Annotated in this window: 26 protein-coding genes and 1 pseudogene; 16 read left to right on the top strand and 11 right to left on the bottom strand. The window is 74.9% G+C overall.

Annotated elements, in window-relative coordinates; genetic code table 11:
- Positions 1-77 precede the first annotated feature (77 nt).
- A complete protein-coding gene (locus IE98_RS0113755) occupies positions 78-821 on the top strand; it encodes an SseB family protein (RefSeq protein ID WP_030268656.1) in 744 nt (247 codons plus the stop codon).
- A 151-nt stretch (positions 822-972) separates the two neighbouring features.
- On the opposite strand, the gene IE98_RS0113750 is transcribed toward IE98_RS0113755, so the two are convergent.
- Positions 973-1,344 (bottom strand): DUF1844 domain-containing protein, encoded by a 372-nt coding sequence (locus tag IE98_RS0113750; protein ID WP_030268655.1) that lies wholly within the window; start codon positions 1,342-1,344, stop codon positions 973-975.
- A 443-nt stretch (positions 1,345-1,787) separates the two neighbouring features.
- On the opposite strand from IE98_RS0113750, the gene infC reads away from it, so the two are divergent.
- The 9 genes from infC to IE98_RS0113705 all read left to right on the top strand — a co-directional run bounded on the left by infC (position 1,788) and on the right by IE98_RS0113705 (position 11,339).
- Positions 1,788-2,507 carry a translation initiation factor IF-3 gene (infC, locus tag IE98_RS0113745; RefSeq protein ID WP_078660998.1) on the top strand — a complete coding sequence of 240 codons (720 nt, stop codon included), beginning with the start codon at positions 1,788-1,790 and terminating at the stop codon, positions 2,505-2,507.
- 130 nt (positions 2,508-2,637) lie between these two features.
- Positions 2,638-2,832, top strand: coding sequence for a 50S ribosomal protein L35 (gene rpmI / locus IE98_RS0113740; RefSeq protein ID WP_030268653.1), 195 nt, complete (start codon positions 2,638-2,640; stop codon positions 2,830-2,832).
- A gap of 103 nt (positions 2,833-2,935) precedes the next feature.
- The gene (rplT, locus tag IE98_RS0113735) at positions 2,936-3,319 is read left to right on the top strand and encodes a 50S ribosomal protein L20 (protein WP_030268651.1); all 384 of its coding nucleotides are present in this window, start codon (positions 2,936-2,938) and stop codon (positions 3,317-3,319) included.
- 155 nt (positions 3,320-3,474) lie between these two features.
- Positions 3,475-4,350: a TrmH family RNA methyltransferase gene (locus IE98_RS0113730; RefSeq protein ID WP_030268649.1), complete on the top strand. Its 876-nt coding sequence runs from the start codon at positions 3,475-3,477 to the stop codon at positions 4,348-4,350.
- Between the two features lie 47 nt (positions 4,351-4,397).
- The gene (locus IE98_RS0113725) at positions 4,398-5,501 is read left to right on the top strand and encodes a sensor histidine kinase (protein WP_030268647.1); all 1,104 of its coding nucleotides are present in this window, start codon (positions 4,398-4,400) and stop codon (positions 5,499-5,501) included.
- A gap of 233 nt (positions 5,502-5,734) precedes the next feature.
- On the top strand, positions 5,735-6,856 hold the full coding sequence (gene pheS / locus IE98_RS0113720) for a phenylalanine--tRNA ligase subunit alpha (protein ID WP_030268645.1): 1,122 nt from the start codon (positions 5,735-5,737) through the stop codon (positions 6,854-6,856).
- Entirely contained in the window at positions 6,856-9,369 is a 2,514-nt protein-coding gene (gene pheT, locus IE98_RS0113715) for a phenylalanine--tRNA ligase subunit beta (RefSeq protein ID WP_030268643.1), read from the top strand. The genes pheS and pheT overlap by 1 nt, the downstream gene beginning before the upstream one ends.
- 260 nt (positions 9,370-9,629) lie before the next feature.
- A complete protein-coding gene (locus tag IE98_RS0113710; protein WP_030268642.1) occupies positions 9,630-10,508 on the top strand; it encodes a chitosanase in 879 nt (292 codons plus the stop codon).
- Positions 10,509-10,604: 96 nt separating this feature from the next.
- Positions 10,605-11,339 carry a hypothetical protein gene (locus tag IE98_RS0113705; protein ID WP_030268639.1) on the top strand — a complete coding sequence of 245 codons (735 nt, stop codon included), beginning with the start codon at positions 10,605-10,607 and terminating at the stop codon, positions 11,337-11,339.
- A gap of 422 nt (positions 11,340-11,761) precedes the next feature.
- Here IE98_RS0113705 and IE98_RS44560 read toward each other — a convergent pair whose 3' ends face one another.
- The 3 genes from IE98_RS44560 to IE98_RS0113690 all read right to left on the bottom strand — a co-directional run bounded on the left by IE98_RS44560 (position 11,762) and on the right by IE98_RS0113690 (position 13,534).
- Positions 11,762-12,232: a DUF732 domain-containing protein gene (locus IE98_RS44560; RefSeq protein WP_159400904.1), complete on the bottom strand. Its 471-nt coding sequence runs from the start codon at positions 12,230-12,232 to the stop codon at positions 11,762-11,764.
- 101 nt (positions 12,233-12,333) lie between these two features.
- Entirely contained in the window at positions 12,334-12,561 is a 228-nt protein-coding gene (locus IE98_RS0113695) for a hypothetical protein (protein WP_030268636.1), read from the bottom strand.
- Between the two features lie 109 nt (positions 12,562-12,670).
- Complete coding sequence (locus IE98_RS0113690; RefSeq protein WP_030268634.1) at positions 12,671-13,534, bottom strand: 3-hydroxybutyryl-CoA dehydrogenase; 864 nt, start codon at positions 13,532-13,534, stop codon at positions 12,671-12,673.
- 233 nt (positions 13,535-13,767) lie between these two features.
- Between IE98_RS0113690 and IE98_RS0113685 the strand changes: the two genes are divergently transcribed.
- On the top strand, positions 13,768-14,586 hold the full coding sequence (locus tag IE98_RS0113685; RefSeq protein ID WP_030268632.1) for an SDR family NAD(P)-dependent oxidoreductase: 819 nt from the start codon (positions 13,768-13,770) through the stop codon (positions 14,584-14,586).
- Between the two features lie 61 nt (positions 14,587-14,647).
- On the opposite strand, the gene IE98_RS0113680 is transcribed toward IE98_RS0113685, so the two are convergent.
- The 5 genes from IE98_RS0113680 to IE98_RS0113660 form a co-directional block, all read right to left on the bottom strand.
- Positions 14,648-15,643, bottom strand: a complete 996-nt coding sequence (locus IE98_RS0113680) for a ketopantoate reductase family protein (RefSeq protein WP_030268630.1) — start codon at positions 15,641-15,643, stop codon at positions 14,648-14,650.
- A gap of 64 nt (positions 15,644-15,707) precedes the next feature.
- Positions 15,708-16,472 carry an alpha/beta fold hydrolase gene (locus tag IE98_RS0113675; RefSeq protein ID WP_030268628.1) on the bottom strand — a complete coding sequence of 255 codons (765 nt, stop codon included), beginning with the start codon at positions 16,470-16,472 and terminating at the stop codon, positions 15,708-15,710.
- The gene (locus IE98_RS42425) at positions 16,465-17,352 is read right to left on the bottom strand and encodes an arylamine N-acetyltransferase family protein (RefSeq protein WP_052390482.1); all 888 of its coding nucleotides are present in this window, start codon (positions 17,350-17,352) and stop codon (positions 16,465-16,467) included. The genes IE98_RS0113675 and IE98_RS42425 overlap by 8 nt, the downstream gene beginning before the upstream one ends.
- Before the next feature lie 59 nt (positions 17,353-17,411).
- A complete protein-coding gene (locus IE98_RS0113665; RefSeq protein ID WP_030268625.1) occupies positions 17,412-18,065 on the bottom strand; it encodes a GNAT family N-acetyltransferase in 654 nt (217 codons plus the stop codon).
- Positions 18,066-18,156: 91 nt separating this feature from the next.
- Entirely contained in the window at positions 18,157-19,122 is a 966-nt protein-coding gene (locus IE98_RS0113660) for a DMT family transporter (RefSeq protein ID WP_043174091.1), read from the bottom strand.
- Between the two features lie 113 nt (positions 19,123-19,235).
- Here IE98_RS0113660 and IE98_RS0113655 point away from each other — a divergent pair, with 113 nt between their 5' ends.
- Positions 19,236-20,615: a PLP-dependent aminotransferase family protein gene (locus tag IE98_RS0113655; protein WP_030268620.1), complete on the top strand. Its 1,380-nt coding sequence runs from the start codon at positions 19,236-19,238 to the stop codon at positions 20,613-20,615.
- 150 nt (positions 20,616-20,765) lie between these two features.
- On the opposite strand, the pseudogene IE98_RS0113650 reads toward IE98_RS0113655, so the two are convergent.
- Positions 20,766-21,278: pseudogene (locus IE98_RS0113650) on the bottom strand (GNAT family N-acetyltransferase); the annotation flags it as partial.
- A gap of 168 nt (positions 21,279-21,446) precedes the next feature.
- On the opposite strand from IE98_RS0113650, the gene IE98_RS44555 reads away from it, so the two are divergent.
- The 3 genes from IE98_RS44555 to IE98_RS0113635 are packed head-to-tail and all read left to right on the top strand — an operon-like array spanning position 21,447 to position 24,590.
- Positions 21,447-23,066, top strand: coding sequence for a serine/threonine protein kinase (locus IE98_RS44555; protein WP_052390481.1), 1,620 nt, complete (start codon positions 21,447-21,449; stop codon positions 23,064-23,066).
- The gene (locus IE98_RS0113640; protein ID WP_030268614.1) at positions 23,066-23,953 is read left to right on the top strand and encodes a hypothetical protein; all 888 of its coding nucleotides are present in this window, start codon (positions 23,066-23,068) and stop codon (positions 23,951-23,953) included. The genes IE98_RS44555 and IE98_RS0113640 overlap by 1 nt, the downstream gene beginning before the upstream one ends.
- Before the next feature lie 52 nt (positions 23,954-24,005).
- Positions 24,006-24,590, top strand: a complete 585-nt coding sequence (locus IE98_RS0113635; protein ID WP_030268613.1) for a GNAT family N-acetyltransferase — start codon at positions 24,006-24,008, stop codon at positions 24,588-24,590.
- A gap of 40 nt (positions 24,591-24,630) precedes the next feature.
- Here IE98_RS0113635 and IE98_RS0113630 read toward each other — a convergent pair whose 3' ends face one another.
- Complete coding sequence (locus IE98_RS0113630; protein ID WP_030268611.1) at positions 24,631-25,158, bottom strand: hypothetical protein; 528 nt, start codon at positions 25,156-25,158, stop codon at positions 24,631-24,633.
- A gap of 299 nt (positions 25,159-25,457) precedes the next feature.
- On the opposite strand from IE98_RS0113630, the gene IE98_RS0113625 reads away from it, so the two are divergent.
- On the top strand, positions 25,458-26,597 hold the full coding sequence (locus IE98_RS0113625) for a methyltransferase (RefSeq protein ID WP_030268609.1): 1,140 nt from the start codon (positions 25,458-25,460) through the stop codon (positions 26,595-26,597).
- Positions 26,598-26,638 lie beyond the last annotated feature (41 nt).

Below are 26,638 nucleotides of genomic sequence, written 5' to 3'. Positions count from 1 at the left end.
CCCGGGTGAGGCCGGGGTGAGCGGCGTCTGAGAAGCCGGCCCCGGGGCCGGACGTACGGGTGGCATACCCTCGACGGGTGGAGCCCAAGAACATTCCGAACCCCGGATTCGCCGACGACGACGGCACCGCCGACCCGCGCCTCGTCCGCGCCCTCGCCGCCTGGGCGCAGGACCCGTCGCAGGAGCCCGCACTCCTCGACGCCCTGACCCCGAGCCGGCTGATGGTGCCGATCGTCGCCCTGCTCGGCGAGGTCGAGACCGATGCGAACGGGCTGAAGCACGAGAAGACCAGCGACATGGCCGTGCCGGTCATCGAGGCCGCCGACGGGCGGCGCGCCCTGCCGGCCTTCACCTCGCTGGAGACCCTGGCCCGCTGGCGTGCGGACGCCCGGCCGGCGCCGGTGGCCGCGCCGCAGGCCGCCATGGTGGCCTTCTCGGAGCGCGCCGACACCCTGCTGGTGGACCCCGCCGGGCCGGTCACCTACCTGCTGAACGGGGCCCGGCTGCGGGCCGTCGCCGAGAACCGCCGGTACGTCAGGCCGGTCGCCGACCCGGACGTGCACGGGGCCCTGCGGGGACTGCTCGCGGCGGAGCCCGCGGTGGCCCGCGGGTACCTGCGGCCGGACGGCGACGCGGACGCGGTGCTCGCGCTGGTGCCCGCCGCCGGGGCGGGGGAGGAGGAGCTGCGGGGCGCCGTCGACCGGCTGGTCGCGGGGCTCGCCGGCGACGCCACCCTCCGGGTCCGCCTGGACCGCGGCCTGCAGCTCGCCGTGCTCCGCACCGACCTCCCGGAGGAGCCGTTCTACTCCGCGGGGGAGTAGGGAGAACCACGAGGGGCGCGGGGAGCCGCGCGCAGCGGAAGGTGCAACGCCGTCACTTCCGCCTCTCGCGGTTCTCCCCCAGCCTTCGGCCGGGAGGTGCCCCCACGCGCCCCTCAGTGGTCGCCCCGGAACCCGGGGCGGGTGGCTCCGGTCAGGAGTAGACCGGGCCGGTGAACTTCTCGCCGGGGCCGGCGCCCGGGGCGTCCGGGACGACGGAGGCCTCGCGGAAGGCGAGCTGCAGGGAGCGCAGGCCGTCCCGGAGCGGTGCGGCGTGGAAGTTGGAGATCTCCGGGGCGCCGGCGGTGACCAGCCCGGCCAGCGCGGTGATCAGCTTGCGGGCCTCGTCGAGGTCCTTGTCCGCCTCGCCGCCCTCGGCGAGGCCGCACTTGACGGCGGCCGCGCTCATGAGGTGGACGGCGACGGTGGTGATCACCTCGACCGCCGGGACCTCGGCGATGTCGCGGGTGAGGTCGTCGAAGCCGACGGCCTGCTCGTCGTCGTGCTCGTGGGGCTGGCTGGTCAAGGTGACTCACTCCGTCTGGCCGGTGGACGTACACAGGGAGCGTACAAGGCGGCGTGACCGGGGCCGGAATAACGGTGTCCGTCCAAACGCTGCTATGCTTCGAGACTGACCGGCCAGGAGTCCGTACGGACGCCCGGCCAGCAAGTGGAGGCTCCACCCAGGAGGCCCGAGAGGGCAACCGCGACAGTCTCCCACCCGATCGACCCCCGGGTCGACGGGTCCGGTCCGCGACGCTCACCGCGAGGTGCGCGCTCGCCAGTGGCGTCCCGCCGAGGACGCTCCGGTTGTGTGGAGCCCCGCCTGTACCGTGCGGGGCTTTTTTCGTGCGTTCGGTGCCCCTTCGGGCAGCGGAGCATGAATGAAGCCCCGCCCAGTGGTCGAAACCACGACGTACGACCGCCGCCCGACGGCCGTACTGAAGAAGGTGCAACCGAGGAGGCCCCATCAGCACCGAGCCCCGCATCAACGACCGGATTCGCGTCCCCGAGGTGCGACTCGTCGGTCCCAGCGGCGAGCAGGTCGGCATCGTTCCGCTTGCCAAGGCGCTGGAGCTTGCCCAGGAGTACGACCTCGACCTGGTCGAGGTCGCGGCGACCGCACGGCCGCCGGTGTGCAAGCTCATGGACTACGGCAAGTTCAAGTACGAGTCGGCCATGAAGGCCCGTGAGGCGCGCAAGAACCAGGCGCACACGGTCATCAAGGAGATGAAGCTCCGGCCGAAGATCGACCCGCACGACTATGACACCAAGAAGGGTCACGTCGTCCGGTTCCTCAAGCAGGGCGACAAGGTCAAGATCACGATCATGTTCCGCGGTCGTGAGCAGTCCCGCCCCGAGCTGGGCTTCCGACTGCTGCAGCGCCTCGCGGAGGACGTCCAGGACCTGGGCTTCGTGGAGTCCTCGGCCAAGCAGGACGGCCGTAACATGATCATGGTTCTCGGCCCGCACAAGAAGAAGACCGAGGCGATGGCCGAGGCGCGTGCCCTCGCGGACGCCCGCAAGGCCGAGCGTCAGGGCCGCACCCCCGGTGCTGCCGCGGACGCCGAGGCCGAGGACGCCGTTGAGGCCGTCGACGCCGTCGAGGCCGAGGACGCCGTCGAGGACGTCGAGGACGCGCCCGCCGCCGAGGTCGAGCAGCCGGCCGACACCGCGCAGGAGAGCTGAGCCGAAAGGCCCGGTTCCCGCGCGGACGGCCACATCGGCCGGGGCTCCCGCCCCGGCCGGGAGATCAATCCACTCCTGGCCCGCACAGCACTGTGCGGGCCGGGGCGGACCGACGAGGAGATACGGCGACATGCCGAAGCAGAAGACGCACAGCGGCGCCAGCAAGCGCTTCAAGATCACTGGCTCCGGGAAGGTGCTGCGCGAGCGTGCCGGCCGTCGCCACCTCCTGGAGCACAAGCCCTCCACGCTGACCCGCAAGCTGGCCGGCAACGCCGAGATGGCCCCCGGCGACGCCAAGAAGATCAAGAAGCTTCTGGGCAAGTGATCGCCCACCCGCGGCACCCCCGCGGGACCGGCTGATCCTTCCCGACCCAATCGATTGACGGACCGCCAGGAGTGATCCGCGGTCCAACCCAAGGAGTAATCAAGTGGCACGCGTCAAGCGGGCAGTCAACGCCCACAAGAAGCGCCGGGTCATCCTCGAGCGGGCCAGCGGTTACCGCGGCCAGCGCTCCCGCCTTTACCGCAAGGCCAAGGAGCAGGTCACCCACTCGCTCGTCTACAACTTCAACGACCGCAAGAAGCGCAAGGGCGACTTCCGTCAGCTCTGGATCCAGCGCATCAACGCTGCGGCCCGTGCCAACGGCATGACCTACAACCGCTTCGTGCAGGGCCTGAAGGCCGCGGGCGTCGAGATCGACCGCAAGATGCTCGCCGACCTGGCCGTCAACGACGCCGCCGCGTTCGCCGTGCTGGTCGAGGTCGCCCAGAAGGCGCTGCCGGAGGACGTCAACGCCCCCAAGGCCGCCTGATCCAGGCGATGCCGCAGTAGGTGAGCTCTTCGGGCCCGCAGGTTCACACCGCCTGCGGGCCCGACGCGCATTCCGGGCCGTGCGGCCCGCCGGGCGCCGGCCCGACCCGCCTCCGCACCGAGTACGCCTCCTCAGAGTCCTCAGAGAACGAGAGCATGCAGAGCACCGACACCCCCCTGCTCACCTCACTGCGCTCCCCGCGCGTCGTCGCCGCACGTCGGCTGGCCAAGCGGAACCAGCGCGGCAAGGACCGCCGCTTCCTGGCCGAGGGCCCGCAGGCCGTCCGCGAGGCGGTGGCGTACGGGCGGCTGCCGGGTTCGGCCGAGCACGCGGTGGTCGAGGTCTACCTCACCCCGCAGGCGCTGGAGCGGCACGCCGACATCGCGGACGCCGCCCGCGCGGCCGGGCTGCCGCTGATCACCGCCACCGAGGAGGTGATCGCGGAGATCTGTGACACCGTCACCCCGCAGGGCATCGTCGCGCTGTGCCGCTTCATCGACACCCCCTTCGAGGAGGTGCTGAAGTCCCGGCCGCGGCTGGTCGCGGTGCTCGCGCACGTCCGCGACCCCGGCAACGCCGGCACCGTGCTGAGGACGGCCGACGCCGCCGGTGCGGAGGCCGTGGTGCTGACCGACGCCTCGGTGGACCTGTACAACCCGAAGGCCGTCCGCGCCTCGGTGGGCAGCCTCTTCCACCTGCCGTTCGCCACCGGGGTGCCGATCGAGGAGGCCGTCGCCCGGCTGCGTGCGGCCGGCGTGCGGGTGCTGGCGGCGGACGGCGCGGGCGAGCGCGACCTCGACCAGGAGCTCGACGAGGGCACCCTCGGTGCGCCGGTCGCCTGGGTGTTCGGCAACGAGGCCTGGGGTCTGCCGGAGGAGACCCGCGCACTCGCCGACGAGGTGGTGCGCGTGCCCATCCACGGACACGCCGAGAGCCTCAACCTGGCCACGGCCGCCGCCGTGTGCCTCTACGCCTCGGCCCGTGCGCAGCGCTCGCCCGGAGGGTGTCGCACACGGCCGCAGGAGCGCTAGGGTCGGCCTCGGCGGGGAGCACGGTGGTGGGTCAGGGGAGGACACCCATGGTCGGCAGCGGGGCGGAGCTGGACCCGGACGACCTGCCCGACGGCCTGGTCGTCGCGGACGGCGACGGCCGGGTGGTCTGCTTCAACCGGGCCGCGGCCCGGCTCACCGGGCGCCGCCCCGACGCGGTGCTCGGCACCGCGCTGGAGGACGCCCTGCCGCTGGAGGACCTCGACGGCCGCCGCTGGTGGAAGCTCACCGACCCGTACGGCGGTCTCGCGGTGCGCACCGGCCAGCCCGAGCGGAACCTGCTGCTGCCCGGCGGCTGCGAGGTGCTCGTCTCCGCCCGGTACGTGCGGGAGCGGCCCGGCGGCCCGGTGCAGCGGGTGGTGGTCGCGCTGCGCGGCACCGAGGCGAGGCGGCGCACCGAGCGCAGCCACGCCGAGCTGATCGCCACCGTCGCGCACGAGCTGCGCTCGCCGCTGACCAGCGTCAAGGGGTTCACGGCGACCCTGCTGGCCAAGTGGGAGCGGTTCAACGACGGGCAGAAGCGGGTGATGCTGGAGACCGTCGACGCCGACGCCGACCGGGTCACCCGGCTGATCGCCGAGCTGCTCGACATCTCCCGGATCGACGCGGGCCGGCTGGAGATCCGCAAGCAGGTGGTCGACCTGGCGGCGGCCGTCCGCCGGCACGTGGACGGCAAGGTGGCGGCCGGCATCCCGGCCGAGCGCTTCGACATCCGGATCGCCGACGGCCTGCGCCAGCAGTGGGGCGACCCGGACAAGATCGACCAGGTGCTGGCCAACCTGCTGGAAAATGCCGTGCGGCACGGCGAGGGGACTGTCACCATCGAGGTGGCCCCCGCCGTCGAGATCGTCGAGGCGGCCGGCCGGCAGCATCCGGGCACCCCGCCGAGGACGGTGGAAGGGACAGCGGTCACCGTGAGCGACGAAGGCAGCGGCATCCCCGAGGAGTCGATGCCGCGCGTCTTCACCCGGTTCTGGCGCGGCTCCAAGCGCGGCGGCACCGGTCTCGGCCTCTACATCGTCAAGGGCATCGTGGAGGCGCACGGCGGCGTCATCCGGATCAGCCGGGCCCCCTCGGGCGGCGCCCGGTTCCGATTTATCCTGCCCGCGGGCGTGCCGGACTTCATGCTGTAGTCCGCGCCCGGCGGGCTCCTCGCGCGCACGGCCACGGACGGCGAACCGGCCGTCGGCGTGCTGCGACTACACTCGACCTTTGGCGTTGTGGGACGCCCTGCGCGGCCGTGCCGCGGACACCCCTCCCGGTCAGCTCCCGGCACCGGTCAGGGGCCGCCCGTGTTCCGGCCACGCCGGGCGTAGCGCAAGGGCGAGCCATCCACTTCACGAGCAGGAGCACGGGAAAGATAGAGATGTCGGCACCCAACAAGTCGTACGACCCGGTCGAGGTCGAGGCCCTCAAGCCCGAGGTGGTGGAGCAGGCCCGGGACGAGGCGATCGCCGCGTTCGCCGCCGCCGCCGACCTCGACGCGCTGAAGCAGGCCAAGGTCGCCCACACCGGCGACCGTTCGCCGCTCGCGCTCGCCAACCGTGAGATCGGCGCCCTGCCGCCGCACGCCAAGGCGGCGGCCGGCAAGCTGATCGGCCAGGCCCGCGGGGCCGTCAACCAGGCCCTGGCGCGCCGCCAGACCGAGCTGGAGGCGGAGCGGGACGCCCGCGTGCTGGTCGAGGAGGCGGTGGACGTCACCCTGCCGTACGACCGCGCACCGCGCGGCGCCCGGCACCCGCTGACCACCATGGCCGAGCGCATCGAGGACACCTTCGTGGCCATGGGCTACGAGGTCGCCTCCGGCCCGGAGGTCGAGGCGGAGTGGCTGAACTTCGACGCCCTCAACCTGCACCCGGACCACCCGGCCCGTTCCATGCAGGACACCTTCTTCGTGCAGGCCCCGGACGGCTCCGCCGACTCCGGCGTGGTGCTGCGCACCCAGACCTCCCCGGTGCAGATCCGCACCATGCTCGACCGCCAGCCGCCGCTGTACGCGGTGAGCCCCGGCCGGGTGTACCGCACCGACGAGCTGGACGCCACGCACACCCCGGTCTTCCGCCAGGTCGAGGGCCTCGCGGTGGACGAGGGCATCACCTTCGCCGACCTCAAGGGCACCATCGAGGTGCTGGTCGAGAAGCTGATCGGCGGCCACCTCGAACTGCGCTGGCGCCCCTCGTACTTCCCGTTCACCGAGCCGAGCGCCGAGGTGGACCTGCAGTGCTTCGTCTGCCGCGGTGAGAGCGTCGGCAACCCGGACCGCCCCTGCCGCACCTGCTCCTCCGAGGGCTGGATCGAGCTCGGCGGCTGCGGTGTCGTCAACCCGCGGGTGCTGGTCGCCGCCGGTGTCGACCCCAACCGCTACAGCGGGTTCGCCTTCGGTCTCGGCCTGGAGCGAATCCTGATGAACCGCCACAACGTCGCCGACATGCGCGACATGGTCGAGGGTGACGTCCGCTTCACCCTCCCGTTCGGGATGGAGATCTGATGCGCGTCCCGCTTTCCTGGCTGCGCGAGTACGTCGACCTGCCGGCGGGCGAGACCGGCCGCGACGTGGCGGCCCGGCTCGTCCGGGCGGGCCTGGAGGTCGAGACCGTCGAGCAGCTCGGCGGCGACCTCAAGGGCCCGCTGGTGGTCGGCGAGGTGCTCTCCGTCGAGGAGCTGTCCGGCTTCAAGAAGCCGATCCGGCACTGCTTCGTCAACGTGGGCGACGCGAACGGCACCGGCGAGCCGCAGGAGATCGTCTGCGGTGCGACCAACTTCCGGGTCGGCGACAAGGTCGTCGTGGTGCTCCCGGGCGCCGTGCTGCCCGGTCCCTTCCCGATCGCCGCCCGGCAGACCTACGGCCACACCTCGGCCGGCATGATCTGCTCCGCCCGCGAGCTCGGCATGGGCGACGACCACAACGGCATCCTGGTGCTGGAGTCGCACCTGGAGCCCGGCACCGACGCGATCGAGCTGCTGCAGCTGGTCGACGAGGTGCTCGACATCGCCGTCACCCCGGACCGCGGCTACTGCCTGTCCATGCGCGGCGTCGCCCGCGAGGCCGCCGCCGCGTACGGCCTGCCGCTGGCCGACCCGGCGCTGCTCGACGTGCCCCCGGCCAACGCCTTCGGCTACCCGGTCAAGGTCGCCGACCCGGCCGGCTGCGACCGCTTCGTCGCCCGCACCGTCACCGGTGTCGAGCCGGCCGCGAAGTCGCCGATCTGGCTGCAGCGCCGCCTGCAGAAGTCGGGCATCCGCCCGATCTCGCTGACCGTCGACATCACCAACTACGTGATGCTCGAGGTCGGCCAGCCGCTGCACGCCTACGACCGGAACCGCGTCCGGGGCGCGATCCTGGTCCGCCGCGCGGAGGAGGGCGAGACCCTCACCACGCTGGACGGCGTCAAGCGCAAGCTGTCCGCCGAGGACCTGCTGATCTGCGACGACTCCGGCCCGATCGGCCTGGCCGGCGTCATGGGCGGCGCCACCACCGAGATCCTCGACCCCGTCCTCGACCCGGAGACCGGCGAGGTCGCCGGCTCCACCGAGGTCGTCATCGAGGCCGCCCACTTCGACCCGATCAGCGTGGCCCGCACCGCCAAGCGCCACAAGCTGCCCTCCGAGGCGTCCAAGCGCTTCGAGCGCGGCGTCGACCCGGAGGCCGCCCGCGCCGCCGCGCAGCGCGCCGTCGACCTGCTGGTGCTGATCGCCGGCGGCACCGCCGAGGCCGGTGTCACCGACATCGCGGCCCCGCGCCCGGTGCGCACCATCGCCATCGCCGCGGACCTCCCGGACCGGGTGGCGGGCACCGGGTACGGCCGCGAGACCGTCACCCGCCGCCTGCAGGAGATCGGCTGCACCGTGGTCGGCGCCGACGTCCTGGAGGTCACCCCGCCGAGCTGGCGCCCCGACCTCACCGACCCGTACGACCTCGCGGAGGAGGTCATCCGGCTGGAGGGCTACGACAACGTGCCCGCCCGGATGCCCAACGTGCCGCCGGGCCGCGGTCTGACCGAGGCGCAGCGCTTCCACCGCCGGGTGGGCGTGGCGCTGGCCGGTGCCGGCTACGTCGAGATCAACGCCTACCCGTTCATCGGCGAGGCCGCGTTCGACGGGCTCGGCCTGGAGAAGGACGACGAGCGCCGCCGCACCGTCAAGCTGGTCAACCCGCTCAACGACGAGGAGCCGGCGCTGCGCACCACGCTGCTGCCGGGCCTGCTCGGCGCGCTGCGCCGCAACGTCGGCCGCGGCAACACCGACCTGGCGCTGTTCGAGACCGGCACGGTCTTCCTGCCGAAGGCCGAGCTCAAGGTCGCGCCGCGGCTCTCGGTGGAGCGCCGGCCGACCGAGCAGGAGCTCGCCGAGCTCAACGCCGCGCTGCCGGACCAGCCGCGCCGGGTCGCCGTCGCGCTGGCCGGCGAGCGCCAGCCGTCCGGCTGGTGGAGCAAGGGCGTGCCGTCCGGCTGGGCGGACGCGGTCGAGGCGGCCCGCGCCGTCGCCCGCGCGGCCAACCTGGAGCTGACCGTCCGGCAGGCGCAGCGCGCCCCCTGGCACCCCGGCCGCTGCGCCGAGCTGCTGGTGGGCGACCGGGTGGTCGGCCACGCCGGTGAGCTGCACCCGCGCGTCGTCAAGGCGCTGCACCTGCCCGAGCGCACCAGCGCGATGGAGATCGACCTGGACCTGCTGCTCGCCGACGGCGTGCAGCAGGTGAGCGGCCCGGCCGTGTCCGCCTACCCGGTGGCCACCCAGGACGTCGCGCTGATCGTGGACGGCGGGGTGCCGGCCGCCGAGGTCGAGGCCGCGCTGCGCGAGGGCGCCGGCGCCCTGCTGGAGTCGGTCCGGCTGTTCGACGTCTTCACCGGCGAGCAGGCCGGCGAGGGCAAGAAGTCGCTGGCGTACACGCTGCGCTTCCGCGCGGCCGACCGCACGCTGACCGCGGACGAGGCCTCGGCCGCCCGTGAGTCGGCCGTCGCGGCCGCGGCCGAGCGCACCGGCGCGGTGCTGCGCGGCGTCTGACGCCCCCGGCCCGACGGGCCCCGTTCCGGACTCCGCGTCCGGGGCGGGGCCCGTCGGCGTTTCCGGCCGGGGTCACCGGTCGCCTTGCGGGCACGGCGAGTTGGCGAACGTTAGGTGGGCCTTAAGGCTGCGTGCAGGTTGGTCCGGCCCTCTTGCGGGTTGAATGCCATGGCCGCTTCAATCCCTGTTAGGAAAGTTTCCTAACCGGAGCGCCCCGGGCATCCCCATGCCTGCGCGCGAGTCGACCGACGGAGCACCAGATGCCTGCACAGTCCCGCACCGCCCGCACCGACGTCCGTTCCCACCGGGCCCGCAGCCGGGCCGGCCGCACCGCACTCGCCGTGCTGCTCGCCGCCGTCCCGCTGACCGTCGCCACCGTGACGATCGGCGCCGACGGCGCCGGCGCGTCCGTGGTCAGTGCCGCGTCGGTCGGCCTGGACGACGCCCACAAGAAGGACATCGCGATGCAGATCGTCTCCAGCGCGGAGAACTCCTCGCTGGACTGGAAGGCCCAGTACAAGTACATCGAGGACATCGGCGACGGCCGCGGCTACACGGCCGGCATCATCGGCTTCTGCTCCGGCACCGGCGACATGCTGGACCTGGTCGAGCACTACACCGACCTCAAGCCCGGCAACGTCCTGGCCAAGTACCTGCCCGCGCTGCGCAAGGTGAACGGCACCGACTCGCACAGCGGCCTCGGCACCGCCTTCACCAAGGACTGGGCGACCGCGGCCAAGGACGGCGTCTTCCAGCAGGCCCAGAACGACGAGCGGGACCGCGTCTACTTCAACCCGGCCGTGCAGCAGGCCAAGGCCGACGGCCTGCGGGCGCTCGGCCAGTTCGCCTACTACGACGCCATCGTGATGCACGGCCCGGGCAGCAGCGGCGACAGCTTCGGCGGCATCCGCAAGGCCGCCATGAAGAAGGCCAAGACCCCGGCCCAGGGCGGTGACGAGGCCACCTACCTCAACGCCTTCCTGGACGCCCGCAAGGTCGTCATGAAGAAGGAGGAGGCGCACTCCGACACCAGCCGCGTCGACACCGCCCAGCGGGTGTGGGTCAAGGACCGCAACTTCGACCTCGCCACCCCGCTGAAGTGGAAGGTCTACGGCGACAGCTACCAGATCAACGGCTGACGCCGCGCCGGGCCCGGGGACGGTCCCCCGACCCCCGTCCCCGGGCCGCGGTAATTCGCACGACAGAGCGGACGGGCCGCTGTTAGCCTCCCGTCCGTGGCGAAACTCAACCAGATCATCGCGGTCGAAAAGGGCGTCAAGTCCAAGTCCTTCCAGGAGCTGACGACGGCCCACCACGGCCTGCAGAAGCCCGCCCTGCTCGCCGGGATCTCCCGCACGTACCAGCCCAAGGACGAGGAGGGCGAGCAGCTCCCGCCGGAGTCCACCCGCGTGCAGGTGCGCGCCGAGGACATCCTGCGCGACACCGCCGCCTCGCTCACCCGGCTGTTCGACGTGACCGCCACCAAGGACCACGCCAACTGCGCCGCCCGCGCGGACGTCGTGGTCGACGGCCGGCCGCTGCTGACCGACGTGCCGGTCACCTACCTGCTCTTCCTGGAGAAGCAGCTCACCGACCTCTACACCTTCGTCCGCAAGCTGCCGGTGCTGGACGCCTCCGAGTCCTGGACGCCGGACGCCTCCACCGACGCGTGGAAGACCGAGCCGGTGCGCACCATCCGGACGAAGAAGGTCCCCCGCAACCACGTGAAGGCGGAGGCCACCGAGAAGCACCCGGCCCAGGTCGAGGTGTACTACGAGGACATCGCGGTCGGGTACTGGACGACCGTCAAGTTCTCCGGTGCGCTGCCGGCCCGGCGGGTCAACGAACTCGTCCAGCGGGTCGAGAGGCTGCAGCAGGCCGTGCAGTTCGCCCGCGAGGAGGCCAACGCGGCGGAGGTCGTCGACAAGCGCGTCGGCGACGCCGTCTTCGGCTACCTGTTCGGCCAGTAGGCCGGACCCACGATCCCCCTCTTTGAGCGGAGGGGTGCGCGACAGCGCAGAAGCTGACACTGAAAGTGAAGCTGACACAGGGGTGACAGTGGAGGTTCGATTCCTCCCCCCGGCACCACGCGCCGGGGTGGCCCAAACGGCAGAGGCAGCCCCCTGAAACTCAGACTCTCGCTCATGTCTCAGCATTCGCCGCCGAGCACCGGATCGAACGGCTGCGGACGGAAAGCCTCGGATGCGGGTTCAAGTCCCGCCTGTGCCTCTCACCGTGGCACGGTAGTTCAAAGGCAGAACACGAGGCTCTGAAGATGATCCGCAGCCTTAAACGTGCCGGTGCGCGCAATTGGGTGGCACCTCAGGGGCCCGGGAGCTGGATACCGCTCCCGGGCCCCGTCACGTCCGCCGCGCCTACCGTGCCCGCCGGGTCACGGGCACAGCGCCGCCTTGACGATCACCGCGATCATCTGGCCCTGCTGGTCGGTCACCTTCGCGCCGGTCGCCGCGAAGTAGGTGGTGGTGTTCTTCGCCACCGTCGCGTCGTCCTTGCCGGCCTTGATGTCCGTGCAGGTCTGCTGCGCGGCGGCGACGGTCTTCTGGTTGTCCGCGGCCAGCTTCGGGTCGATCTGCTTCAGGCCGGCGACCATCGCCAGTTCCTTGGCCAGCTGGGTCGGGTCGGCGGTGCCGGCCGCCTTGGTGGGCGCGGTCGGGGCGGCGGTGGACGCCGCCGGGGCCGCGCTGTCGGCCGAGGCCGGGGTGCTGGCGGCCGGGGCCGCCGTGGTGGCGGCGGAGGACTTCGCCGGCGCGGCGGTGCCGCCGCCGTCGCTGCTGCACGCGGTGAGGGACAGGGACAGGGCGGCAGCGGCGGTGAGGGTGGTGACGATCATTCGAGTTCGCATGTCATCACCGTGTCAGAACGATCACCGTATGCCGAGGCCTGTGACCATGCTGTGACGGCGCTGTGCCACGGGAGTGGCGCAGTCCCGACTGTCGGCGGGGGTCACCCGGCGGGAGCGGCCTCGTACTCGCCCAGCCCGACCCGGACGAGGTCGCCGGAGCGGCACAGCTCCATCAGGTCGCGCCGGATGATGTGCGGCTCCGGGGAGGTGTCGTACTGCGCCTCGGCCCGCCGCCAGTCCCAGCGGCCGCCCTCCTCCCGGATGGCGGCCAGCAGACGCCGGCGGCGGGCGGTGACGAGGACCTCGCGCGCGACGCTGATCCCGTTCAACTGGACTACCCCTGTGGTGAGCTGCTCGGTCGGCTGGGGACGGTGGTGCGGGGTGCGGCGCCCCGCCCGGAGGGGCCGCCCCCGGCGGGGCGCCGCGGGTCGGGACGGGTCAGGCGGTGTAGTCGTAGAAGCCGCGGCCGGACTTGCGGCCCAGCAGGCCCGCGTCGACCATCCGGGACAGCAGCGGCGGCGCCGCGTACAGCGGCTCCTTGTACTCGTCGTACATCGAGTCGGCGATCGACACGATGGTGTCCAGGCCGATCAGGTCGCACAGCCGCAGCGGCCCCATCGGGTGGGCGCAGCCGGCCTCCATGCCCTTGTCGATGTCGGCGGCGGTGGCCACCCCCGACTCGAACATGCGGACCGCCGAGAGCAGGTACGGCACCAGCAGGGCGTTCACCACGAAGCCGGCCCGGTCGCGGGCCCGGATCGGCTCCTTGCCGAGCGCCTGCACCGCGAACTCCTCCACCCGCGCGGTGGTCTCGGCCGAGGTGGTCAGGGTCGGGATCACCTCGACCAGCTTCTGCACCGGCGCCGGGTTGAAGAAGTGCAGGCCGATGACCTGCTCGGGGCGGGTGGTGGCGGCGGCCAGCTTCACGATCGGGATGGACGAGGTGTTGGAGGCCAGGATCGCGTCCCGGCGCTCGACCACGCGGTCCAGCGTCTCGAAGATCTGCACCTTGATGTCCTCGCGCTCGGCGACCGCCTCGACCACCAGGTCGCGGTCGGCGAAGTCGGCGAGGTCGGTGGTGAACGAGAGGCGGCCGAGCGCGTCGTCCCGATCCTCCTCGCTCAGCTTGCCGCGCTTGACGGCGGTCTCCAGCGAGTTGGTCAGCCGGGTGCGGCCGAGCTCCAGGGCCTCGCCGGTCGCCTCGGAGACGAGGACGTCCAGACCGGAACGGGCGAAGACCTCGGCGATGCCCGACCCCATGAGGCCGCAGCCGATCACTCCGACGCGCGCGATGTCACTCACTCAGTTGCCCTTCACGGTGGTGCCGGGGGTTGCCCGGCGAGGTGCTGTTCAGCGGCCCGGCGCAGGGGCTCGGTGGGCCCCGCACGCGTGTCCTGGTCGACCGTACTACTCCCGGGGGCCGGACGGTGGCGCTGGGCCGTTCGGATGACCCGGGGCGCCGGTCCGGCCGGGCGGCCCGGCAGCGCGGCCCGGCCGGACCAGAATGCGGTGGCAGCCGCAGGAGGGAGCACGCAATGGGGACGGGATCGCTCGCCGGCCAGGTCGGCCTGGTCACCGGGGCGGGCCGCGGCATCGGCCGGGAGATCGCGATCGGCCTGGCCGCCGAGGGCATGATGGTCGGCCTGGTCGGCCGCACCCACGCCACGCTCACCGAGACGCTGCGCGAGTGCGTCAGGCACGGCTCCCGCGGGGTCGCCGTCAGCGCCGACGTCACCCGGCCCGGCAACGTCCGCGAGGCGGTGCGCACCGTCGAGCGCGACCTCGGCCCGATCGACCTGCTGGTCAACAACGCGGGCGAGATCGACCACGTCGAGGTGCCGCTCTGGGAGGCCGACCCCAACCAGTGGTGGCACGTCCTGGAGACCAACCTGCGCGGCCCGTTCAACCTGCTGCGCAGCGTCCTGCCCGGCATGGTCGAACGCGGTGGCGGCCGGGTGATCAACATGAACTCCGGCTTCGCGCTGCGCCCCGACGGCGTCTACACCGCCTACGCCACCTCCAAGGCCGCCCTGCTCAAGCTCTCCGACAACATCGCCGACTCGCTCGCCGAGCACCACGTGGTCGTCCTCGACATCAGCCCCGGCGCCGTCCGCACCGACATGACCGCCGCCATGCCGATGTTCGCCGACAAGAAGGACTGGGGCTCCGTCGCGTACATGGTGGCCGTCGCGGTGGACGCCGCCCGCGGCCGCTTCGACGCCCTGCACGGCCGGTTCGTGCACGCCGGACGCGACGACCTGGAGAAGCTGTGCGCCCGCGCCGCGGAGATCCGCGAGGCGGACGCCCGGACGCTGCGGCTGCGCCCGTACGGGCCGGACGACCCGGTGCTCTGAGCCGCCGCGGCCCGGCCGCGGCGCTCACGTCTCCGTGGTCACGTCTCCAGCGCCGCGGCGCTCACGCCTCCAGCAGGGCCGCCAGCTCCGCCTCCGGCAGGCTGCCGGGCGCGCGGCCCTCGCGGGCGAAGGCGTCGGCCAGCTGCTGCAGCGCGGCGTTCAGCGGGGTCGGCACCCCGTGCAGCCGGCCGAGCAGCACGATCTCGCCGTTGAGGTGGTCCGCCTCGATGTCGCCGGCGCCGCGGGCCAGGCTCTGCCAGGACGAGCCGCCGCGCCGGTTCTCCCCGTCGGTCGGCACCAGGGTGAACCGGTCCGACCAGGCGGCCCGCCGTTCCTCGAGGCCGGCCCGGCCGATCCCGGCGGCGTCGAGCACCGCCTCGCCCTCGGCGACCGTCCGCCGGGCCAGCTCCAGCCGCAGCTCGCCGTCGACCGGGCCGCCCACGGCCTCCAGGGCGTTGTTCAGGTTGCCGAGCAGCTTCGCGTACTTCCAGCGCATCACGTCCGCGCTCGCCCGGGCACCGACGTGCGAGCCGGCGAGGTCCGCGGCGATCCGCTCGGCCGTGCCGTCGCTGCCGTGCGGGAAGCGGCCGATGTGCAGCACACCGCTGACCGGGCTGCCCTGGGCGAGGACCCGGCCCGGCTCCAGGTGGGAGGAGGGCAGCCAGACGCACACCCCGTACACGTGGCGGAAGCGGCGCAGCGCGAGGCGCTCGTTCTCGACGCCGTTCTGCGCGCAGAGCAGCGGCAGCAGCTCGCCCGCGGTGCCGCCGCCGGCCACCGGACGGGCCGCCCACGCGTCCAGCAGCGGCAGCGAGTGCTGCGTCTTCACGGCCAGCACCAGCACGTCACCGGGCCGCAGGTCCAGCTCATCGGGCCCGCCGACGGCCGGGACGGGCAGGGTGCGGCCGCCCTCCGGGGTGGTCAGGTGCAGGCCGTCCTTGCGCAGCGCCGCCAGGTGGGCGCCGCGGGCGACCAGCACCACCTCGTGCCCGCCCTCGTGGAGCCGCCCGCCGACCGTCCCGCCGACCGCACCGGCGCCGATGATGATGTATCGCATGCCCCCGACCCTGGCACGTCCGCGGCGGGACGCGCCAGGGTCCGGCCCGGCGGCCGACGTCCCGTCAGTGCGCCGCGGCCACGGCCCGGGCGAAGCCGTCCGGGTTGTCGAGCATGACGTTGTGGCCGCAGTCCGGGACGGCGACCAGCCGCACCCCGGCCGCCGCCAGCCCCGCGGCGCCGTCCGGCGGGCCGTCCGCCGCCGGGTGGAGGAAGGTCCGCGGCTGCGGCAGACCGATCAGCAGCTCGCGCATGGTGGGCACGGTCGCGCGGACGAGGTGGACGGCGCTGCGGTGCAGGGCCGTCCGCCCGGCCAGCCGCATCGTCGACCACCAGTGCGGGCCGACCCCGTCGCGGACCTGCCGCCAGGCACCCGCCAGGAACTCCTCCTCGGTGAAGGAGGCGAGGCCGCTGCTGCCGCCGCCGGGCGGACCGGGCAGCGGCACCGGGTCGAGGTTGGCGTCCACCAGCACCAGCCGGGACACCAGCGCCGGATGGCGGGCCGCCAGCACGATCGCGACGGCACCGCCCATGGAGTGCCCGACCAGTTCGGCGCCGTCCGCCCCGGCCGCGCGCACGGCGGCGGCCAGCGCGTCGGCGTGCTCCTCCAGCGTGTAGCCGAAGTCCTCCGGGCGGTCGCTGAGGCCGAAGCCCAGCAGGTCCACCAGCAGCGAGCGGCGCCCGGCGAGCAGCGGATGCAGCGCCGCCTCGGTGAAGTACGCGGGGGAGGAGGCACCGAGGCCGTGCACGAAGACCCGGGCCGGGCCGGTGCCGGGCAGTTCCACCCAGCGGATCCGGTCGCAGGCCGGGGTGACGGGAGCGCTACGCACCGGCCGCCCCCGACTCCGCCGCCTCCGTCTTCGCCGCCTCGGCGGCCCGCCAGGCCAGGTGGGCGCCGTGCACCCGCTGCCAGAGCGCGGCCCGCCGCTCGGCGGGGACGTCCGACAGGTCCATCCCGAAGTGCCCGGTGAGCAGGCCGAACCACTCCTGCTCGTCGGTGACCTCGCGGTCCTCGCGGCCCGCCGCGCCGACCCGCACCAACAGGCAGCCGCGCAGCGCCTCGAAGCCGTCGGCGCCGCGCCGCATCGTGCAGAAGACCTGGACGAAGGAGGACTCCGGCGAGGTCGACAGCCGGACGTGCTCGCGGACGAAGTCCTCCGGCCCGGCCGGGACGGGCGAGAACTCCATGCCCCGGAACGAGCCCTGCGGGTCGTGCTCCAGCCGCCAGCCGCCCGGCACCACCGCGGACGGCGCCACGCCGAACCGCAGCGCGCCCTGCCGGTGCGTGCCCGTCCGCAGCGGCAGCGGCTCGTACAGGCCGTCACCGAGGCCGACGTCCGCCAGCCACGCGCCCTCGGCGGTGCGGACGGTGAGCGCCATGTGGTTGCCCGCCGCGCCGACCGGTTCCTCGTCGACGTGCCGCTGCACGCCGGCCACGTGCCGGGTGGCGTCGAAGCCCAACGCCTGCAGCAGCGCCGAGAACGCGCCGTTGAGGTGGAAGCAGTAGCCGCCGCGGCCGCGCACGATCCGCTCCGCGGACTCGACCGGGTCGACCGCCGTCGGACGGCCCAGCTGGATCTCCAGGTCCTCGTACGGCACCCGCTCGACGTGGGCGCGGTGCAGGGCCGCCAGCGCGTCGGCGGTCGGTGCCGCCGGGCGCGGCAGGCCGAGCCGCCGCAGGTACCGGTCGACCAGATCGGGGTTCAGCATGCCGGGTTCACCGTCTCCAGGGTTGCTCGTCGTTGCGACAACGGACGCTCGGTGCCGCTTCACTCCAGTGGGGCGAGCCCGAACTCGGGCAGGCAGGGCCCGAGCCCGCCCAGCTCGACCGCCGGACGGTCCGCCCGCTCCCAGTCGGCGCGGCTCAGCCGCAGCCGCTGCGACACCCGCGGCCGGCCCTGCACGTCGTCCCGCTGGATGCCGTCCGGCCGGTAGCCCAGCCGGGCCGAGACCGCCAGCGAGGCCGGGTTGTCGGTGAACGCCGCCGAGGTCGCCTCCTCCGCCCCCAGCCCCGAGAAGGCCAGGTGCAGCACGGCCGCCCGCATCTCCCGGCCGAAGCCGTGGCCCTGGTGGGCCAGGCCGAGCCAGGACCCGGTGCGCACCTCGCGGGTGACGGCGAAGCCCTTGGCGCTCACGGTCTGCACGCCGACCGGCCGGCCCTCGTCGAACACCACCAGCGTCAGCGCCCAGTCGGCCGGCGACCAGGTGCCGCGCCGCAGCCAGTGCTGCTGCACCACGGCTCGGGCGCGCTGCGCCGGGGGCACGTCCGTCCAGCCGCTCAGGAACGGCATCCGGTCCGGCTCGTGGACGCCGGCCGCGGCCACGTCGCCCAGGTCGGCGAGCTCCTCGTCCGAGGGCAGCCGCAGTTCGAGTCGGTCGGTGCGCAGCCGCAGCCCCAGCAGCGGCCAGTGGTCGGAGAGCATTCCGGCATTCTGACCCGCCGTCCGGCCGTCCCGCACCCCGTTTCCGCCGTACCCGACCGGAATCCTCCGCCGTGCCGTCCCGGGGCCGTCCTCACCGCGCGGCGGGCCCGGCCGCGTGCCGGGCCGGGGCCGCCGCGGGCCCGGCGCCCTCCGCCGGCCCGGACCGGAGCGCGGGGGAGGGCCGCCCCGGCCGGCGGGCACGCAGGCCGAGGCAGACCCCGGCGCCGACCAGCACCGCCCCCAGCAACTCGCCGGGCCGCGGCACCCCCTCGCCGAGCACGGCCCCGGAGAGCGCGGCGGTGATCGGCACCAGACCCGCGAACAGGCCCGCCCGCTCCGGCCCGAGCAGCTCCAGCGCCCGGTACCAGAGCAGGAAGGCCACGCAGGTCATCGGCACCGCCAGGTAGAGCAGCGCGGCCAGCTCCGCGGCGTCCGGCACCCGCAGCGCCGCCCGCCCGTCCAGGAAGGCCGCCGCCCCGGCGAACATCGGCACCGCCAGCACCGTCACCCAGGCCGACACCCCGACGGGCCCGAGCCGCGGCAGCAGCGGAACGGCGAGCAGCGAGAACCCCACCTCGCAGCCGAGCGTGCCCAGGGCGAGGACCGTGCCGACCGCGTCCCCCGCCCCGAACCCCTGTGCTGCCGCCGCCCCGGCCGCGACCACCCCCGCCGCCACGACCGCCCGCCGCTGCGGCCGGCGCCCGGCGAGCAGCGGCCCGAGCACCGCCATCAGCAGCGGCGCGGCCCCGACCACACTGCCCACCGCGGCCGGCCCGGAGTGCCGCAGCGCCTGCAGCAGCAGCACGTTGAAGCCGACCAGGCCGGTCGCCGCGAGCAGCGCCAGCCGCCCCCATTCGCGTGCGGTGGGCCGCGGTGCGCCGCCCGCCGCCCGCAGCGCGAGGGGCACCAGCAGCCCGGCCGCGAGCAGGTAGCGCAACGCCTGCCCGCCCAGCAGCGGGTAGCCGGCGAACGCCGCGCTCACACCGGTCGAGCAGCCGAGCATCGTCATCGCGGCCGCGCCGCGCAGACCGCCCGAGGCGGTGGGGGAGAGAGGCATGACGCCCACGCTAGGAGCCGGGTGGTCCGCCGCCCAGGTCCACCCGTGCACCCCGACCGTGGACCACTTCGCGCCGCCGGGCCCGGGTAACCTCGCGACACGGAGGTGGCCCCTTGACCGAACTCCTGCTGCTGTTCGACCCGTCCGGAAGCGGCCTGACCGCCCGGCTCACCGCCGCCCTGCGCGAGGCCGTCCGTCAGGGCCGCCCGCCCGCAGGCGGACGGCTGCCCGCCACCCGCGCGCTCGCCCGGGACCTCGGCGTCGCCCGCGGCACCGTGGTCGAGGCCTACGCCCAACTCGTGGCCGAGGGCTACCTGGTGAGCAGGCCCGGCTCCGGCACCCGGGTCGCCGACGGCATCGCCCCGCCGCCGCCCGCGGCACCGCCTGGCCCGGCCGCCCCCGCCGTCCGCCACGACCTCAGGCCCGGCACCCCCGACCTCTCGCTCTTCCCGCGGGCCGCCTGGCAGGCCGCGCAGCGCCGGGCCCTCGCCTCCGCCGAACACGCCGCCCTCGGCTACGGCGACCCCGCCGGTCAGCCCGCACTGCGCGCCGAACTCGCCGCCCACCTCGGCCGGGTACGGGCCGCCGCCGCCGACCCGGGGCGCCTCACCGTGGTCGGCGGCGTCGCCCAGGGGCTCGCCCTGGCAGCCCGTCAGCTCGTCCGGCACGGCCACCGCGCCATCGCCGTCGAGGACCCGGGCTCGCCCGGCACCTTCGGCCTGCTGCGCGCCCACGGCCTCGATCCGGTGGGCGTCCCCGTCGACGAGCACGGCCTCGACGTCGACGCGCTCGCCCGGACGGGCCTGCGCGCCGTCCTCGTCACCCCCGCCCACCAGTACCCGACCGGCGTGGTGCTCGCCCCCGAACGCCGGGCCGCCCTGATCGCCTGGGCCCGCCGCACCGGCGCCGTCGTGGTCGAGGACGACTACGACGCCGAGTTCCGCTACGACCGCGAGCCCGTCGGCTGCCTGCAGGGGCTCGCCCCCGACCTCGTCGTCCACCTCGGCTCGCTCAGCAAGTCGCTGGCACCGGGCCTGCGGCTCGGCTGGGCCGTTCTGCCGGAACCGATGGTCGAGGAGTTCCGTACCGACAAGCAGTACAGCGACCTCGGCTGCTCCGCCCTCGACCAGCTGGCCTTCGCCCGGCTGCTCGCCGACGGCGGCCACGACCGGCACCTGCGGGCCGTCCGCGTCCGCTACCGCGCCCGCCGCGACGCCCTGGCCGAGGCGCTCGCCCGGCACCTGCCGGACGCCGCCGTCCGCGGTGTGGCCGCCGGCCTGCACCTGTACCTCGACCTGCCGCCCGGCTGCGCCGAACGGCCCGTGGTCGGGGCCGCCGCCGCCCGCGGCGTCCGGGTCGAACCGGTCGCCCCCACCCGCCTCACCGCCGCCGGCCCGCCCGCCCTCGTGCTCGGCTACGCCGCACTGCCGGAACGCCGGCTGGCCCGGGCGGCCCGGCTGCTGGCCGAGGCCGTCGCCGACGTCCGGCCTTGACCGCCGTCCCGCCCGCACCCGGGGCCGGGCACCGGCGGCCCGCCGCGGGCCGCCGCGGCGTCAGCCCCGGGCCCGCCGCCGGAGCCTGAGCCGCCGCAGGGCCGCCCGCGCCGCGGTGCGCCGCCCGGGCGACGGCCGGTCGACCACGGCGAGGTCCCCGGCCAGCAGGTCCATCAGCAGACCGTCGTGCCAGGTGCCGTCGGTGCCGCGCTCGTACTGCCGCATCACCCCGACCGGACGGAAGCCGACCTTGCGGTAGCAGGCGATGGCGGGGGCGTTGTCGGCGGCCGGGTCGATCACCAGCCGGTGGTGGCCGAGTTCCGCGACCAGGTAGCGGGCGAGGGTCCGCACCGCGTCGGTGCCGAGCCCGCGGCCGTGCACCGCGGGGTCGAGGTACACGTCGATGCCGGCGTGCCGGTAGTCCGGTTCCTCCTCCTCGTGCCACTGGATCGCGCCGACCACCTGCCCGCGGTACTCCACCGCCAGCACCGGCGTCCGCTCGTCGGCGAGGTCCGACCGCACCTCGGCAGCCATGTCGGGCCCGCCGCGCCAGCGGGCCCGCACCTCGGGCGTGGCCCGGATCCCGGCCAGCGCGGGCACGTCGGCGGGGGTCGCCGGGCGCAGGAGGACGGCGGCGCCGGGCAGGGTCGGCCTGGTCTGCATGCAGGCACGGTACCGGCCCGCGCGCGGCCCGACGCCCCGTCGGCGGATCCGGCACGACTTGTCCGGAGCGGCCACCACGCGTGACCGCCCGACGGCATACTGTCGCCCGGCCGCCCGTGCGGCCGACCGGCAACGGGCAGGACGACGACAGGTGGGGGCCGCCGCGCCATGCAGGAGTTCCGCGGGGGAGGCCCCCGCCGGATCGGGCAGTACGAGGTGCTGCGCCCGCTCGGTGCCGGCGGCATGGGCGAGGTCTTCCTGGCCAGGTCGCCCGGCGGCCGCCAGGTGGCACTGAAGATCGTCCACCCGGACCTGCAGGACGACCCGGAGGCACTGCCCCGGTTCCGCCGCGAGGTCGCGGTCGTCCGCGGGATGCGCAGCGCCTTCTCCGCCGCGCTGGTCGACGCCGAGACGGAGCACGCCCCGTACTGGCTCGCCACCGAGTACCTCGCCGGCCCCACCCTGGCCGCCGCGGTCGCCTCGTACGGGCGGCCGCTGCCGGCCGCGACCTGCCGGCGGCTGCTCGCCGCACTCGCCGAGGCGGTCGCCGACGCGCACCGCCAGGGGGTGCTGCACCGCGACCTGAAGCCCTCCAACGTCGTCCTCGCCGCCGACGGCCCGCGCCTGATCGACTTCGGCATCGCCCGCAGCCCGGCCCACACCGCGACCGGCGACCCGCAGCGGATCGCCGGCACCCTCGGCTACCTCGCGCCCGAGGTGCTCTCCGGCCGCGAGCGCGGCGGCCCGCCCGCCGACGTCTTCGCCCTCGCCGGCACGGCCGCGTTCGCCGCGACCCGCCGGCCCCCGTTCGCCGGGCACGGCGCACCCGCCCTGCTCTACCAGGCCGTCGCCGGCGGACTCGACCTGGACGGCGTGGAGCCGGAGTTCGCCGCCCTGCTGCGGCGCTGCGCCGCCCGCGAGCCCGCCGACCGGCCGACCGCCGCCGACATCGTCCGCGAACTGGACGTCGACGGCTCACTGGTCGACGACCCGGTCTACCGCGAGCTCACCGGATCCGCCGGCACGACCGCCCCGGACGGTGCCCCGGCCGGTGTGCCAGGGACGGTCCGGGTCCGCCCGCCCGTCCGGCTGACCGCGGCCGTCGGCGGCACCTCGGCCGTCCTCGGCGCGGCCCTCGCCCTCGTCCTCTCGCTGGCCGCCGGACGGCTGCCGCCCGCCGCGGCCGGCGCCCCCGCCGTGACCACCGGCGCCACCTCCGCCGTGACCACCGGCGCGACCTCCGCCGCCTCCCCGGGTGCCACGGCCCCGACGAAGCCCTCGCAGTCGGCGACGACGGCCGCACCCCTGATCGGCGCCGACGGCCGCCCCGGCCCGGTCACCCCCGACCGCGTCCCCGCCGTCGACCGCGACCTCGCGTACGTCTTCGCCAGCGACGGCTGCAACCACCCGGCCACCCGGGACGGCACCCCGGTCGGAGGCCCCTACACCGGCGACTGGACGTTCCCCCACGGGCCGGACGAGAACCACAAGTGGCTCTTCGGCTCGATCCGGCAGAGCGAGGACGGCCGACCCGAGTACACCGTCGTCGAGGTCCGCACCCCGGCCCAGTCCGCCGCCCACCAGCACCCCGCCGCCCAGATCAGCAAGGTCCTGCTGGTCGGCAGGCCGGACGGCGGACAACCCCCGGAGAGCTTCGCCGCGTACCCCGAGGACTTCCCCGGCGCGGCCGCCCTCGACCTCAAGGGCGACTGGACGGTGGTCTACTACAAGATCCGGCCGGACGGATCGCTCGTCTCCAGCACCTGCGGCGGATTCAGGATCGGTTGATGACAGACCTCGTACGACGCCCGGGCGGCACCGCCATGACCACCGGAGCCCGCCGCCGACTCGCCGTCGTCGGCACCGGCAGCGCCGCCGCGGCCTTCGCCCTGACCTGGATCGCCGCACCCGCCCTCTGGCCCGCCACCGGGACGGCCGCCGGCGGCCGTCCGAGCCCGGCGGCGAGCAGCCCCGGCGGACCGGCCGCCACCGGCGCCGCACCCTCCGCCCCGGCCGCGGCCGGCGCCGCCGCACCCCCGGCCGGCGGCGCGCTGCTCGCCAACACCGAGGTCATCACCCCCGGTTGCGACGGCAACGACATCTGGCGGCTGCCGCTCACCCCCGACGCCGTCCGCCACCAGGAGGCCCCAGGGTCGGACCCCGCCGGGTGGGCCCTGGAGCGCCGGGGGGCGCTGGCCGGCCGCAGCCTCACCGAGGCCGTGGTGCAGAGCACCGCCGACCGCCAGATCGACCTGCGCCGCTTCTCCGTCAAGGCGGTCAGCCGCTCCACCGCCGTCACCGGCAGCATGGTCGGCGTGCTCGTCGACCCGCAGTGCGGCGGCGGACCCCGCGAGGTCGTCTACGTCACCGTCGACCTCGACCGCGACCCGCCGTCGGTCAAGGGCAAGCGGGCCGACGACACCCCCGTCAACCTCAACGCCCTCAAGCTCTCGGTCGACCCCCACCAGTCCGTCACCTTCGAGATCACCGCCGTCAGCACGACCTGCGACTGCACCTGGACGGCCGAACTCAGCTACGTGGACCAGGGGCAGACCCGTACCCTCCCCCTCGACGACGGGGGCAAGCCGTTCCGGCTCGCCCAGGGCGGCACCTCGTACCTGCGCTACAGCCGGATTCAGGGCAACCGCTGGATCGATGCCGAGCTGCGCAACTGACCCGGCGCACAATTGCGTTGCCCGGCCCGGCACCGCCGCCCAGAATCGACGGGTGACCGCCGACTTCGCCCGCAAACCCGTCCTCACCGGCACCGCCGTGCAACTGCGTCCCTTCCGGCCCGAGGACCTGCCCGACATCACCGCCGCCATCGACGACCCCGAGGTGCAGCGGCTCACCGGCAGCACCCACCGGCCGCCGATCGACGCCGGGGCGATCGCCCGCTGGTACACCACCCGCACCGAGCGGACGGACCGGCTCGACCTCGCCGTGGTCGACCTGGCGAGCGGCCGCTGCGTCGGCGAGGTCGTGCTCAACGAGTGGGACGAGCCCAACCTGAGCTGCAGCTTCCGTACCCTGATCGGACCGGCCGGGCGCGGCCGGGGCCTCGGCACCGAGGCACTGCGGCTGCTGCTCGCCCACGCCTTCGAGGAAGTCGGGCTGCACCGCGTCCAGTTGGAGGTGTACGCGTTCAACCCGCGGGCCCGGCGGGTCTACGAGAAGGTCGGCTTCGTCGCCGAGGGCGTGCGCCGCGAGGCGCTCCGGGGCGGCGACGGCTGGGTCGACTCCACCCTGATGGCCGTCCTGGCCGGCGACTGGGCCCGGCACCGCGGCCGGCCGGACACCGTCACGGCCTGACGGGCGGCCTGCGGGCGGCCCGGACAGGCGCTGCGGCGGTTCAGCGACCGTGCGGGCGGTCGGCGGGGTCGGCGGGCAGGTCGAAGACGTGCTCGCCGTCGGAGGCCCGCACCACCACCCGGTCCGGGCCGTCCCAGTGCCCGTCCACCGGGCCGCCCGAGGCCGGGCCGTGCTCGAAGACGCCCAGCAGCCAGTGCCGGGCCGACCAGCCGACGCCGGTCTCCACCTCCACCGACCAGCACGGGCCGACCGCGTGGCGCACCACCGACAGCAGCCGGTCCGCCCGGCCCGGCGCCGCGACCGTCAGCACGGTGTGCTGCCGCGGCGGCTCCGCCACGTCCAGCACGCCGATCAGCACCCGCAGCGCCAGCACCCCGGCCACCAGCAGCACGGGCGCCGTGAACAGTCCCCGGCCCGGTCTGCGCGGTGCCAGCACCAGCGCCGCGACCAGCAGCACCCCGGCCGAACCGAGCAGCGGCACCGGCCGGTCCAGCAGCTCCGCCACCCGCACCCGGCCGCCCGAACGCGCCGACCACACCCCGCCCGCGTACCCGGCGACCAGCAGCACCGCCGCTCCGGCCGCCGCCCCCGCGGGCCGCCATCCGCGTCCGGCTCCCCGCCCCGCCGCAGCCACCGTGCTCCCCCGAACTGCGGCGCCCCCCGGCGCCGCTTCGCCGCAGGCTAACACCGGCCCACGGCCGGGCCGTCGGCACCCGGCGCCCCGGCCGGTGCCGCACCCGACGGACCGTCACCGGGGGAGCGCCGCAGCCGTACCCGGCCCGGCGCCGCAGCGTGCGGCCGGGCGGCACCCCGCGGCCGTCCGGGAGGCCGCCGCCGGTCGGCTAGCCTGGGGGAACGATGAACCGCATGAGCACGCCGTGGGGCGAGACCGACCTCACCCGCCACCCCGAGGACCCCCGCGACCAGCTGCGCGCCTGGGACGCCGCCGACGACCTCCTGCTGCGGCACCTCGCGGAGAGCGGCACCGACCTGTCGGGCAGCGTGGTGATCGTCGGCGACCGCTGGGGCGCGCTCACGACCGCGCTCGCCGAGCACCGGCCCGTGCAGATCGGCGACTCCTGGCTCGGCCGGCAGGCCACCCTCGCCAACCTCGCCCGCAACCGCGCCGGACAGGCCGACGGAGTGCGGCTGCTCAGCACCCGCGACACCCCGCCGGACCGGATCGACGTGCTGCTCGTCCGGGTGCCCAAGAGCCTCGCCCTGCTGGAGGACCAGCTGCACCGGCTCGCCCCGGCCGTCCACGAGGGCACCGTGGTGGTCGGCACCGGCATGGTCACCGAGATCCACACCTCCACGCTCAAGCTGTTCGAGTCGGTGCTCGGCCCGACCCGCACCTCACTCGCCGTCCGCAAGGCCCGCCTGATCCACTGCACCCCGGACCCGGCACTGCCGCGCACCGGCAGCCCCTGGCCGCAGAGCTACCGGCTGCCGGAGGGCATCGGCGCCGCCTCCGGGGGGACGGTCCACAACCACGCCGGCATCTTCTGCGCGGACCGCCTCGACATCGGCACCCGCTTCCTGCTGAACCACCTGCCGGAGCGGCACGGCCCCCAGACCGTGGTCGACCTCGGCTGCGGCAACGGTGTCGTCGGCACCGCCGCGGCGCTCGCCAACCCCGCCTCCGAGGTGCTCTTCCTCGACGAGTCGTACCAGGCCGTCGCCTCGGCCGAGGCCACCTTCCGGGCCAACCTCGGCCCGGACGCCCCGGCGCGGTTCGAGGTCGGCGACGGGATGGCGGCGGTCGCCCCCTGCAGCGTCGACCTCGTCCTCAACAACCCGCCCTTCCACAGCCACCAGGCGCTGACCGACGCCACCGCCTGGCGGATGTTCACCGGCGCCCGGCGGGCCCTGCGGCCGGGCGGCGAACTCTGGGTCATCGGCAACCGCCACCTCGGCTACCACGTCAAGCTCCGCCGTCTGTTCGGCAACTGCCGCACCGTCGCCTCCGACCCCAAGTTCGTCCTCCTCCGCAGCGTGAAGCAGTAGCTCCCGGGGGCAAGCGCCCCTACGGGACCTCCGCACGCCGT

The organism is Streptomyces sp. NRRL B-24484, from assembly GCF_000717715.1.
Lineage (GTDB): Bacteria > Actinomycetota > Actinomycetes > Streptomycetales > Streptomycetaceae > Kitasatospora.
This window is presented reverse-complemented; position numbering and strand designations above follow the sequence as displayed.